Source organism: Candidatus Kapaibacterium sp. (assembly GCA_023957315.1).
Classification (GTDB): domain Bacteria; phylum Bacteroidota; class Ignavibacteria; order Kapaibacteriales; family UBA2268; genus PGYU01.
This window is the reverse complement of record JAMLHE010000022.1, coordinates 22,434-35,840: the sequence shown is the minus strand read 5'-3', so window position 1 is coordinate 35,840 and position 13,407 is coordinate 22,434. Positions and strand designations below refer to the sequence as shown.

7 protein-coding genes are annotated in these 13,407 nt (G+C 36.7%); 4 read left to right on the top strand and 3 right to left on the bottom strand.

Going from position 1 to position 13,407, the window contains the following annotated elements:
• Window positions 1-4 precede the first annotated feature (4 nt).
• Both M9949_14710 and M9949_14705 read right to left on the bottom strand, forming a co-directional pair.
• Window positions 5-1,459, bottom strand: coding sequence for a restriction endonuclease subunit S (locus M9949_14710; GenBank protein MCO5252657.1), 1,455 nt, complete (start codon window positions 1,457-1,459; stop codon window positions 5-7).
• Window positions 1,456-3,447 carry an N-6 DNA methylase gene (locus M9949_14705; GenBank protein ID MCO5252656.1) on the bottom strand — a complete coding sequence of 664 codons (1,992 nt, stop codon included), beginning with the start codon at window positions 3,445-3,447 and terminating at the stop codon, window positions 1,456-1,458. The genes M9949_14710 and M9949_14705 overlap by 4 nt, the downstream gene beginning before the upstream one ends.
• 619 nt (window positions 3,448-4,066) lie before the next feature.
• Between M9949_14705 and M9949_14700 the strand changes: the two genes are divergently transcribed.
• The 4 genes from M9949_14700 (at window position 4,067) to M9949_14685 (ending at window position 11,298) form a co-directional block, all read left to right on the top strand.
• Window positions 4,067-6,751 carry a YCF48-related protein gene (locus tag M9949_14700; GenBank protein MCO5252655.1) on the top strand — a complete coding sequence of 895 codons (2,685 nt, stop codon included), beginning with the start codon at window positions 4,067-4,069 and terminating at the stop codon, window positions 6,749-6,751.
• Window positions 6,752-7,221: 470 nt separating this feature from the next.
• Window positions 7,222-8,724 carry a formylglycine-generating enzyme family protein gene (locus M9949_14695; GenBank protein ID MCO5252654.1) on the top strand — a complete coding sequence of 501 codons (1,503 nt, stop codon included), beginning with the start codon at window positions 7,222-7,224 and terminating at the stop codon, window positions 8,722-8,724.
• Between the two features lie 16 nt (window positions 8,725-8,740).
• Window positions 8,741-9,946 (top strand): fibronectin type III domain-containing protein, encoded by a 1,206-nt coding sequence (locus tag M9949_14690; protein MCO5252653.1) that lies wholly within the window; start codon window positions 8,741-8,743, stop codon window positions 9,944-9,946.
• Between the two features lie 458 nt (window positions 9,947-10,404).
• Window positions 10,405-11,298 (top strand): hypothetical protein, encoded by an 894-nt coding sequence (locus tag M9949_14685; GenBank protein MCO5252652.1) that lies wholly within the window; start codon window positions 10,405-10,407, stop codon window positions 11,296-11,298.
• A gap of 409 nt (window positions 11,299-11,707) precedes the next feature.
• Here M9949_14685 and ettA read toward each other — a convergent pair whose 3' ends face one another.
• Window positions 11,708-13,384 (bottom strand): energy-dependent translational throttle protein EttA, encoded by a 1,677-nt coding sequence (gene ettA, locus M9949_14680; GenBank protein ID MCO5252651.1) that lies wholly within the window; start codon window positions 13,382-13,384, stop codon window positions 11,708-11,710.
• Window positions 13,385-13,407: the final 23 nt, after the last annotated feature.

Here is a 13,407-nt window from a genome sequence, read left to right as displayed (position 1 = left end):
TGGATTATGACATCTCTGCTATTTTTGTGCTTCTCTCGATGTATTCAATCGCAGTCTCTTCGTTTTCTTCGATTGCCATTTCAACTGCTCTTTTAGCAATTTCCAAAAGATGCTCGGATTGCTTTTTGAGCTTGAAGCTTTCATTGATATGTTTTTTAATAACCTCTTGAGTTGCCAAGTCCACCAAAGGAATTGGGATTCGCTCTAACTCATTTTTACTTATAGCCGTAAGTATTGTGCCTGAACAACCCTTTTTCATAAGATTTTGAATTGGTCTGGATTTGAATAAAACTAACAAAGTTTCCGGATTAATCATTTTACTATTTACAACATAGAAACCTGTTGAGCAAATCGCATTATTATATTCTGGAGTTACTAATGCACAACTCTCTAAAGAACCTTCAATAGAAGAAATTATAACATCATTGGTATTGACTTTCAGTCTTGCCCTTGTTGGAAGTAATTTCCCTAACTCAAGAGTGCAACCAGTTATTTCACCAGCTTTTCCGATATTAGATAATTCAATGTATTTATATTCAATATTATCTTTTGGAGTGAATTTTTCGTTTTTTAAAATGCATACTGTTGCAAACGAATCATACCCCTTTGAATATGAAGATACTAAAGAATGATAATTTTCATATTTCTTCTGATAATACTCCGCATCTAACCGACCGGAGCTTCCAAATGATTCTGAAAAACTTTTTATGTTTATAGGTTCTTGGCTGGGTTCAAAATCATTTAAACCAAGTGTTTTGAGTAATATTAGTTCTGCTCGGATGTACCTTTCAAGAGAATCGTCTCGATTGATGTTTGCTGTTTTTACAAGGATATTTATCTCTCTCTGAAACAAACTTGAGAGATTAGCAATTCTTATGGTTCTTATTTTGTAAATGAAGAGATTCAATTGCACATTGCCGGTGCTTTCTCTCCAAGTTTGAAATCTACCATATTTAGTAAGTAAAAAAGTTGAAATATAGTTAGGTAAAAATTCTTCATTACATCTTATAATTCCAACATGCCTATCGGAGTTTGCAGGCAAGATATTTTTCGTCACAACGGCGCAATTCCCAATTGTGCCAACAGTTGAGAGAATAATATCATTTTCCTTTAGTGCTGTTCGCGGGTTTTTAGAATGTGCAATTTCAGAAATAAAAACATCACGCGATGTATCAAAGTAATTTTCTCTTGGCGAAGTAGCTGAAATTAGTTTCACGTTGCTTTTTTCGCAATAATCTATTGAAGAATGGATCCCATCTGTAACGTAAGCAAAATCATTTATTAGCTTATATCCAACCTCTTTAATCTTTTCAAGATAAAATAAATTTGATTTTAAAAAATATTCAGAGTCAATTCTAAAGTCTATGTTGTCATATAAAAAGTCTGATAATCTAAATTCAACAGCTTCGAGCCCTTCCATTAAAACCTTGTATTTGGCTTCATTGAAGGGCTGTTTCAAAAAAAACTTAGTTGTTCTTTTTTGGCAAATTCTGCGAAAGCTTCAGCAATGCCGTCCTGGGTTAGCCCATCATGGTTGAAAAGGTCGTGTTTTACTATCAAATGCCCGTGCGAATCGAGTACCGGCTGCCCTAAACTGTCTTTGATGTATATCTTATCTCCACTATTATCTTTGCTTGGCTCTTGCATAGTCGCGAAAAAGATTGAATAATCTTCAACTTTAGGGCATAGTGGTCCCAACTTGGGATTGTCGTTCCATTTCTGAACAAATAGGACACTCGTTTTTGTGCCAGTATGAGGTTTAAACACATTCCCATGTAATCCTACAACAGCCAAAATCCGGCATTTATCAGCGATGAATTCTCTTATATTTTTATCACTACTGTTGTTAAATCTGCCTTGTGGTAGTACAACAGCCATCCTTCCGCCGGGCTTAAGGAAATCAAGATTCCTTTCGATAAACAGAATGTCCCTACCAACTTTGTTTTGCGTTTTACCATTAGAGTTCTTTCCAAGTTCGTATTTTGAAAGGATGCGGCTTTCTTTAATATCTCCGGCAAAAGGTGGATTTGCCATAAGGATGTCAAAAGTGAAATCTCTATTGCCTTCTTTTGAACTACGAAGTTTTTTTAGTTTTTTCCATCCATCATTATATATGTCCAGCCATTCTTCATCCTTTGTTTTTTCATCCCACCTCTCCCAATCCAAAGTGTTTAGATACAATACGTTTGTTTGTCCGTCTCCCGCTATCAAGTTTAAGGTACGTCCAACTCTCACAGCTTTATCATCAAAATCAATAGCGAATACTTTATTATGAACATAATCAAGTTGTTCCGGATATTTTTCTTCTGTAGTATGCCTCTGACTTTGGATGATGCCTCTTTTGTGAAGTTGCTTTTCCCAAACATCGAAAATTGTATGCACAGGAAACCCACAACTCCCTGCTGCGGTGTCGATAATCGTTTCGTGTTCCTGAGGATTAAGCATTTTCACACACATATCAATTACATATCTCGGTGTAAAGTATTGCCCTTTTTCGCCTTTGCTCGTTTTGTTAATGAGATATTCAAATGCTTCATCAACAACATCAAGATTAGAATTGAAAAGTTTAACATCTTGCAATGAAGATATACAAATTGATAAATGGGATGGTGACAATGATATTTTAGAATCGTCCGTAAAAACACCTTCCCATCTGTCTTTTGCTCTGTCGAATAATGATTGAATTTTCGCTTTCAATTCTGTTTCAGTATCACCATAATTTCTGAATTCAAGATGTCTTGATTTATTTCTACCACCTTCCATTTCATCGTACAGCTTTGCAAATATTAACTTGAACAATTCTTCAAATACATCCACACCTGCATTTGCCAAAACTTCATCTTCCATTTCAAGTATGAGGTCTTTCAGTGATTTTTTCTCGGTAACCAATTTGTCCTTGGCAATCAAATCTGCAATTGTCCATCTTTCTTCTAAGATATCAGAAAGCTTTTGATTTGCACGAGGTATGATTGGAATATCTTCGAAATAATTAGGGTCTTTGCGATGATAGAATGAAATCGAATCTCCATTTGTCCATATTCCAATTGGCGCCCCGGTTGCATTGCAGTATGATTTGAGTTGCTCTTTACCGTCTTTGAGTTTTGGTTTCTTTAACTCGACCATTATAAAAGGCGTAGTAGTCTGGTCTTTATCAAAGATAACAATGTCCGCTCGTTTTTTCTCTCTTCCGAATGAAACTGCATATTCAATCGCCATACGCGAAAGTGGATAACCAAAGTCCTCATGCAAAACCTTCACGTAAAGTTGACGAATAGCCTCTTCAGGATTTAGCCTTATTTCCTTGTTTCTGATTAAACAAGAGGTATATAAGACAACCTTGCCTTTGCTCTCCCGTGCTATTATGCTTTCTTCAAAAGCTTTTATCTTTTCAATGCTGAACTGGGTCAGCTTGTATTCGGTGTCTCTTAAAATCTGTACTAAGTTCATATCTTTACCATTATGTGAAATAACCAAAATAACAAGGTTGTTCCAAGAAAGGAAAAAACTCGTAGCAATAAAAGTACAACATATCGGATTACTATACAAATTTATTTGAAAAGAGAAACGGAGGGATTATAGAATTTAGACTTATTCGCGTGCAAAATGCGTGCAAAATCAAGTCTCAAAAATTGCCAAATGTGAACAAATACCTCTGTTGAATCGCTGATAATCAGCACCCTTTCTATACGGTAAGTGTCCTGCCGGGGTCACAAAGGGAAGCCCGCTTTTGCAGCGGGCTTTTTTCGTTTCAATTTATCACTTTGTAGGGATAGAACAGCGTTCTGTCCTAATGTCTCGGGTCTTTCTGAAACGAAGACGAAGAATCAAGTTTTCATGAAAGGCATGGATTCTTCACTTCGTTCAGAATGACAAACAAATTTTATTGGTCATTCAGTGCCGAAGGCGAAGAATCAAGTTTTCGATAAATACATGGATTCTTCACATTCGTTCAGAATGACAAACTTGTAAATTTTACACCATTCCCTGAGATAAATTTCGTGTTTATGTGTTATATATATTATAGAGTGTTGTAGATTTGAAAAAAGTTTGTAAAAGGTATTGAAAAATGAAAACGATTTTTACTTTTATAGTTATACTGAGCATGAGTTTTGCCTTGGTTGCTGCCGAACCACCATATTCGTACAATCAGCTGAAGTATGAACTTCAGAATTTGCATTTCGTAAATGATAGCACCGGATGGATTTTTAATGCTGAGGAATATAATGCTGAATTATTAAAAACTACTGATGGCGGCAACAATTGGTTCGTTCAGATCAAATTTGAAGATTATATGATTTATAGCATCTTATCAGGCAAGTTTTTTGATGAAAACAATGGCTTTTTTATTTTCAATACAGGTTATAGCGAATATGTAATGTATTCAACTGAAGATGGTGGCGATACTTGGAGCGAAATCACTCTCCCATCAACAAAAAAAATCAACTCAATTCACTTTTTTAATGAAGATATTTTCTGGTTGAGCCAAGCCGGGCTTTATAAAACTATTGACCGCGGCAAAACTTGGCACTTAACTCATGACAATTCATACGAATTCAATGCTCTGCAATTTTTTGGACTCATGGATGGATGGGCATTAGATAAATTTTCACTTATTACAACCACTGATGCCGGGCTTACGTGGAACAAAACTAAGCATACATTTTGGAAAATTCAATTAATTGACGGTAATATCGGATATGGCGCAAAAGAGGATAGTCTTTTCAAAACCGACGATTTTGGTGCAACTTGGAAATTTGTCAATAAATTCAATTTTGCTTACACATTCAGATTTGTGTCCAAGAATGTTGGATTCAAGATAGCAGATAGTGGTGTAGAAAAAACTGTTGATGGTGGGAAAACTTGGAAATTGTTTTTAAACGAGAAATTTAATTACGAAAATAATTATGAAGTTGCAATGTTGCCAAATCAAGAGTTCATAATTTTATCGAATAGGATGAGTTTAAATCGCACAAATGATAATGGAAAAACTTGGGACATCAAGCATTTTGGTGCACATTCGGGTATTTGGGATATAAAAGGCATTGATGATAAAAGGCTAATTATATGCGGTGAAGATGGGATAATCGGAAGAACTACTAATGGTGGTGATATGTGGGAATTTAGATATGATATAACTCATCACAACTTAAGAAAAATTCAAATTATAAATAATACCGTATATATTCAGGGCGATAGTGCAACTTTTTTGAAATCTACCGACTTCGGAGAGAATTGGCAAAAAATTAAACTTCCTGATGCTTATGTTTATAGAGGTGATTGGTCTTATTATCCAATTAGCGATGGTTTCCATTTTCGAGACGAAAAAAACGGGTGGATTGTCGGTAAAGGTGGCATTGCTTTTAAAACAACAAACGGAGGAGAAAGCTTTGAAGTAATCAAGTTTGATGTAGAAGAATTATACGATGTATTATTTACTGATGAAAACATGGGCTATATGTTAGGTTCGAATGAAGACGATCATTATTTTTATGAAAGAGTATTCTTAACCACTACAAATGGAGGTAAAGATTGGCAATACAACAAAGGTGGTGGCGCTAGATTTGAATACTTCGATAAAGATTATTTATTAATTAGTGGTGGTAGGGGGATTTATAAGTATGATATAAGAAATAAAACATTCGAGTCAATCTATAGTGATTATAGAAGCATTGAAGGTTTTTTTATACTTGATATCAACACAATCTGGGGATGGAGTATGTTTGAAGCAACTTGCACATTTTTTAAAACAACAAACGGCGGGGAAAAATGGAATTTCATAGAAAACGGTTGCAATACGCCTACATCGCTTTATTTTACAGATGAAAATAATGGCTGGATGGTTTACTCTGAATCCGGTGGAATTTACAAAACAAATAATGGCGGATATAGACCTTTAAAAAAACCACAATTAATTTACCCCCCGAATAACACAGTAATACCTTTAGATAGTTTAAAATTGAATTATCGTGTATCTTATAGTAGTATAGAAATTCAAATAGCAAAGGATTCCCTGTTTGTGGATATTTTGTATAATTCAGGAAATTTATATCATGATCATTATATACCAAAATATATGGAATTATACCAAAAGTTTTTCTGGAGGCTCAGGTCTTATGATTCTGATATGCATAATAGTCATTGGATTAATTACAGTACATGGTCTGATATTTGGAGCTTTGAAGTTCGTTGGGCAACAAAAACAAAAGTAAAACTAATAAGTCCGCTTGGAATAGAAACAAAATCTTTAGATTTGATATTGAGTTGGAACCAACTTGATTATGCCAATAAATACCGCGTTCAACTATCATTAGATTCCACTTTTCAAAAGATAAGCTTAGATACGATTACAAGCGTTCATGGCATCTCGAAATCAAAATTTCTGACAATCAATGAAAAATATTTCTGGAGAGTCAAAGCCCTCAATTCCACTGACAGCACCATCTGGTCAGATATTGGCTATTTCAATTCATTAGTACTCAATTCAGTAGATATGAACAATTTTTCAGATTTTTCCATCCACCCCAACCCCGCAACGGAATATATTGAAATAACCGTTGCTATCAACCCTACGGTTAACCGTAGGGTTGATGTAGGTTCAGAAATCAAAATTTTCAATACATTGGGAGAATGCGTTCTTACCGAACCAATTCATCCGATGACCCCCAGTCATCGGATGAATGTAGAATCTCTCCCTCGCGGTGTGTATTACCTCCGCTTCGGCAACCGGGCGCAGGTGTTTGTGAAGATTTAAGCTGTCTTAGATATTGAGACAAAAGTTGCTACTGTACCGTCAGTTGTTCCATAGTTAGTGTATCATCTTTGTTACAACTAACGACTATACTACAGATTTATCCCTATCCGTAAATTATAACAACTGACGGGACATGAGACAATTTCGCTCCGTCAGTTGTAACAACTGACGATACATTAATTCATCCGATGACTCCCAGTTATATGTCCCACAGCTTTATTCAAGTCAATAAATCTGAATATTCCAAGTCATCGGATGAATAAAAGAATTTAAGAGCTTCTTATTCATCATAATCACCAAAATCACAAAAATCACAAAAATCATAGTTCAGACATAAAAATTATTTGCTTTTAAATAAACATTTAATTACTTTAGGGTTAGGAAATTCTTGTTTGTTTTTGAAATACTTGTATAATAATTTTTAACAAAAATTAGAGGTATTTATGAATCAGGTCATTACTGTATTTTTTATGACGATCTTCATATTCACAGTAGGTATAGCAAACGATATCAAGGTTGCAAACCCGATACTGTCAGGTCAGGATATTACCGAAAAATTTGTTTATGTCGAATTTGACATTGAATGGAAGAATTCCTGGAGAAACGACATCAATCACGACGCTGCATGGATATTTGTCAAATATCAGAAAACCGGTTCTGGCGAATGGCATCATGCGAGTTTAAATCCCAAGTCTTCTGCCCACATTGCCGGTTCGGCAGACACGGGCGCAACTATCCAAGCTGTTAGCGACCAAAAAGGGGTCTTTTTCTATCGTACAAATGAAGGCAAAGGTGATTTCGGCTCAAACTCTGTCAAACTAAAGTGGAATTATGGTGACGATTTCATAAAAGATGACATCAAACTTGATGTAATGAGAGTGGCTGTTTTCGCTATTGAAATGTGTTACGTGCCCGAAGGGGATTTTTATTTAGGAGATGGTGCTTCCCCTGCGAGTTTCAGACAATCAGGCGACAATAACCCTGTGCGAATAAGCGATAATCCTGTTGTAGTCAAAGCCGGCGGTGGTGACCAAACCTTAAGAAATATCGGAATTACTGTCAGTGGAACGGAGGGAATAGATTTCAATAATGATGGCACTTTCGACAACCCTCATTATCCAACAGGCTATAAGTCATTCTATTGCATGAAATACGAGATTTCGCAAGAGCAATATGTAGATTTTCTTAACACTCTAACTCGAGTGCAACAAGCTTCGAGAATATCTACAACAATAATGGGACAGACTACGATTACTAATACTTTCGTGATGACGAATTCGACTGCTATGCAGTACCGTAACGCTATAAGGTGCAATTCGGAAGTTGATGCCGATTTGCCGATTGTTTTCTTCTGCGACTACAATCAAAACGGCGAGCCCAATGAAGAATGTGACGGTCAGAACATTGCTTGTAACTATCTGAAATTTCAAGATGGTTTGCATTACGCAGCTTGGGCGGGATTGCGACCTATGACCGAACTTGAATTTGAAAAAGCCTGCAGAGGTCCTCTTACTCCAATTTCCGGTGAATATGCTTGGGGAGACAATGCTCGCTCACAATCAATCAATCCGGGAAATTTGGGTTGTAGCAATGAGAATTTCTTGGGAGGTAATTGTCATTTTGGACATAATAGTGGTAGTTACCAAGGTCCTTTTAGGGTTGGGATTTTTGCAGAAATAAGTGCCGGTGAAAGAGTGAATGCTGGGGCTACTTATTGGGGAATTATGGAAATGAGTGGCAATCTCTGGGAAGCCTGCATATCATTTGGGACTGAAACAGGTAGAAAATTTAAAAATCTTCAAGATTGGCAGTTTGATAACTTAGCCGGTTCGGGAATAAAAGGCGGTTCCTGGGCTTATAATTATATGATGTATGAAAACTACTGGACCATTTCCGGAAGACATATGACCGAAGTAACATACGATAGCAGAAATACTGATATTGGATTCAGATGTGTTAGGTTCGATGATTAGATAAAGCGGGGCTATAATGAAAGCATTAATTTACATTGTCTTAGCCATTTTTGCAAGTTCATTTTTGGCTCATGCTCAATTTGAAGGCGAATATTATGATGGTGCTTCTATGATTCGCCTAACAATTGTTGATGCTGATACATCTGTGATAGCACACAAAGCTGGATTCCGTGGTGATGGCAGCAATTACATCGGTTTCATTCTTAATGGAGCAGATACTTCCATCACACAACGCTCAAGCCGATGCGCTGATGGCAGTTCATATGTTATTTTTTTATTAGCCGGATCTGATACTTCTATTAATTATATGCAATCAAGCCGACGCTCTGATGGGAGTGCATATGTTGTTTTTTTATTAGCCGGATCTGATACTTCAATTAATTATATGCAATCAAGCCGAAGTGGTGATGGACATTCGAGCATTGTATTCGATACTTTGTTTAAATATGCATTAGAAACACCGGTAAATTTAAGAGCTTCATTGATTGAGCAACATAAGATTGTGCTCGAATGGGACGATGTAGCAGGAGTAGATAATTACAAACTATTTCGCTCCTTGGTTCCTGAAGGACCTTATTTGCTGGTTTATACGGGATTAAACAACGAATATTCGGATGCCGGCGAACATTTAAAGTCATTTACGAATTATTATTATCGAATTATCGCGGAAAATACATCAGGAAATTCAGCATTATCGGACATACTTCAAGTCAAGACATTACCTGAATTGCATTCCATCGCTCTGACAACAGGGTGGAATATGATTTCGACATACGTAGAAGCTGAAAATGCTGCAATGGAAGAAGTATTCTCGGAGATAAAAAGTAGCACGGTAATTGTCAAAAACAACGTTGGGCAAATATATTATCCCGAATTCGAAATTAATGACATTGGTGATTGGAACGTGCTGCATGGTTATCAAGTTTATATGTCACAAAACGAAACCTTGTCAATTGTCGGTATGAAAATTATGCCCGAGTTGCAACCAATAACGCTAAATTCCGGTTGGAACATCATTTCCTATTTGCGTGACAATCCAATGAATATCGAAATTGCCCTCGCTTCATTAGTTAGCGAAAACAATCTTATAATTGCCAAAGATAACTTTGGGAACGTCTTCTATCCTGCATTCGAAATCAATATGATAGGCGACATGCTTCCCGGGCAAGGCTACCAAATTTATATATTAGAATCCACGCAGTTGCTTTATCCAAAGAATTGATATTTTCAATCCACACTGAAAAGTCTGAACTATGATTTATTTGATTTGAATGATTTTTATGATTTGTACTTTGTTCCGTCAGGTGTAACACCTGACGGGACAAAAAAATTTTCGGATTGATATTTCGCATCTCCCTCGCGGTGTGTATTACCTACGCTTCGGCAACCGGGCGCAGGTGTTTGTGAAGATTTAATTTTGTAGGGACAGAACAGCGTTCAGTCCAAACATAGCCCATGAATTTATTCGTGGGTAATGATAACATAGATTTTCCTTTTCCACGGTTAAAACCCTGGGCTATCTTTTTAAACTTATTTTTGTGTGAGAAATGTAACTAAACGAACTTTGATTTGTTTATACATATATGAAAAGTACAAATCCAGAATGAAATTTTGATTTGGAAAGTACAAACATACAAACTGGAAATCTGATGTTTAAAATTTGGTATTTAGGGTGAATCCATGAAAAAATTACTATTTTTTTTACCGGGTATTGTTTTAATATCTTTGTTTTTCAATTTCTCTTTATACGGACAAAATGTTCCTTGTTACCCCGAATACCAGTTTTTGTTTTATACAATCCAGACAAACCAGTCCAATCCACCCATTTCGACCGATATGCCCTTGGATGTATTTATCGGGTATTTAGCAATGGATAGTCTTAGTAAATCAATAAGTATCAAAGATTTTAACGATTTTTTATGGCAACAAACATATAATGACACTATCAAAACAATGATGAGATACTTTTACAAAGTAATTGAATATGACCCAACTATATTTTTAAATTTTGAGATGGACGCTTCATTAGGGTTTTTAATAGGTGATTTTATTGAATTTATTGACGGTAGATCGCCATATCCAGTTTTGGACGTTTCTCTTTTGTCTTCATATTTCATCGGTTCGGTTACGGTAACTTTTGTATATAACTATACCGATACAAGTGCTGTATGGGCTAGAACAAAATCGTTAGTTACTGCAAGGATTGACAGCTTAATAAAAGGTGAAACTCCCTTAATTTGTAGAAATAATTTAAGTATCAACCAAACTAATAATAGATGTATTCAATTTGAAATTGCTAAAGAGTGGTTCGGACAAGATACAACGGAATTTTCCATATTACCCGGTCAACAATATTTTATTTTCGGTGATTACAGATATCTGTGTAATGTAGATTCAACAAACTATTATACAATTTTGCCTTTAGGAAGACCCGGGAGAAGAGTTTATCCGATAATTGAGAACAATTTGATAGATTTGGATAATGAGTTAGGATTTGGTGTAAATGTAAACATTAATGATTTTTACAACAATATAAATAATAGAATCAATGAAATAAAAAGTTTTCAACCATAGATGATCCAAAATTCGGAAGTTATGGAAACTTCCGAAGTTTCTCGAGTGCAGATTTTCAATACTTTGGGACGCAGATGTTTGTGAAAGTCTGATAGATGAAGACTTCGGAAGTCTAATTTTATAACGTATATGAATATAATAAGAATCTTGAGGTTAATTACAAAGACTTCCGAAGTCTAACTTGATTAAAATGATTTTTATGATTGCATTTGTTCCGTCAGGTATTACAACTGACGGTACAATAACTAGTAGAGACACGGCGAGCCGCGTCTCTACTAAAACAAAAGGACAGAACGCTGTTCTGTCCCTACAAAATTTCATTAATTGTTTTGTCCAGATATATGTTTACTGCTTTTTGTATTTCATCTTAATCACTTAAATCATACAAATCATAGTTCAGACGACGCTTTTACTTTACCAATTTTTTGTATTTGATTCTATGGGGTGTATTGTCGCCAAATCTGGCTTTGCGATTTTCTTCGTATTCGGTGAATGAGCCTTCGAAGAAATAAACCTTGGAATCGCCTTCAAATGCGAGTATATGCGTTGCAATTCTGTCCAAGAACCACCTATCATGGGAAATTACTACGGCACAACCTGCGAAATTTTCGATTGCTTCTTCTAATGCTCGCAAGGTGTTGATGTCTATATCGTTTGTCGGTTCGTCAAGCAAAATCACGTTTCCTTCTTCTTTCAGCGTTATTGCAAGGTGCAAGCGATTTCGTTCACCGCCGGAAAGTGTGCCGCATTTCTTCTGTTGGTCGCCACCCGAGAAATTGAATTTCGCAACGTAGGACCGCGAGTTAATCGTTTTATTTCCCAAAGTCATTGATTCGAGTCCGCCGGTGATTTGCTCAAAGACGGTTTTGTCGGGGTCTATGGCTGTGTGTTGCTGGTCAACGTAAGCGGTTTTGACTGTTTCACCGATTGTAAAAGTGCCTGAATCCGGATTTTCAATTCCAAGAATTAGTTTGAATAGTGTAGTTTTCCCGGCGCCGTTAGGACCGATTACTCCGACGATTCCATTTGGCGGTAGCGAGAAATTCAAATCCTCGAATAAAATCCTATCGCCATAGCCTTTGGTGACTGATTTGGCTTCGATTACATTATTGCCCAATCTCGGACCATTCGGAATGAATAGCTCGAGCTTTTCTTCTTTTTGTCTTACGTCTTCGTTCAATAGGTTTTCGTATGCGCCCAATCTGGCTTTAGATTTCGCATGTCTGGCTTTGGGAGACATTCTGACCCATTCGAGTTCGCGCTCGAGTGTTTTAATGCGCTTATCTTGGGTTTTGCCCTCTTGTTCTAAGCGTTTTGCTTTTTGGTCGAGCCATGATGAATAATTTCCTTTCCAAGGAATGCCTTCGCCTCTGTCTAATTCCAATATCCAGCCCGCAACGTTATCGAGGAAGTATCTATCATGGGTGATAGCGATGACGGTACCTTTATATTGGTTCAGATGTTGTTCGAGCCACTGAACGGATTCTGCATCAAGGTGGTTGGTAGGCTCATCAAGCAATAATATTTCCGGTTCTTGCAAAAGTAGTCTGCAAAGAGCCACGCGTCTTTTTTCACCACCGGATAAAATTTTAATCGGCATATCGCCTTCGGGGCATCGCAAAGCGTCCATTGCGCGCTCTAACTTGTTGTCAATTTCCCAAGCGTCGTGACGGTCTAATTGGTCAGTGAGCTCGCCTTGGCGATTGATTACTTTTTGCATCTCGTCGTCATCCATCGGCTCGGCAAATTTTGCGCTTATTGCTTCGTATTCGTTGAGCAAATCCATGATGGGTTGGACTCCTTCGCGGACTATTTCGATTACGGTCTTGGTTTCGTCCAATTCGGGCTCTTGATGCAAAAACCCAACATTATAGCCGGGGGAGAAGGTTACTTTCCCGTCGTAGGATTGCTCTTCGCCTGCTATAATTTTGAGCAAAGTTGACTTACCTGAGCCGTTCAAACCGATTATACCGATTTTGGCTCCATAAAAAAACGATAAATAAATATCATTTAGTACCTTTTTGGCTGGAGGAAAAGTTTTACTCACTCCAATCATTGAAAAGATGATTTTGTTATCTTCTGACATTGTTTTAATTTATTTGATGTAAC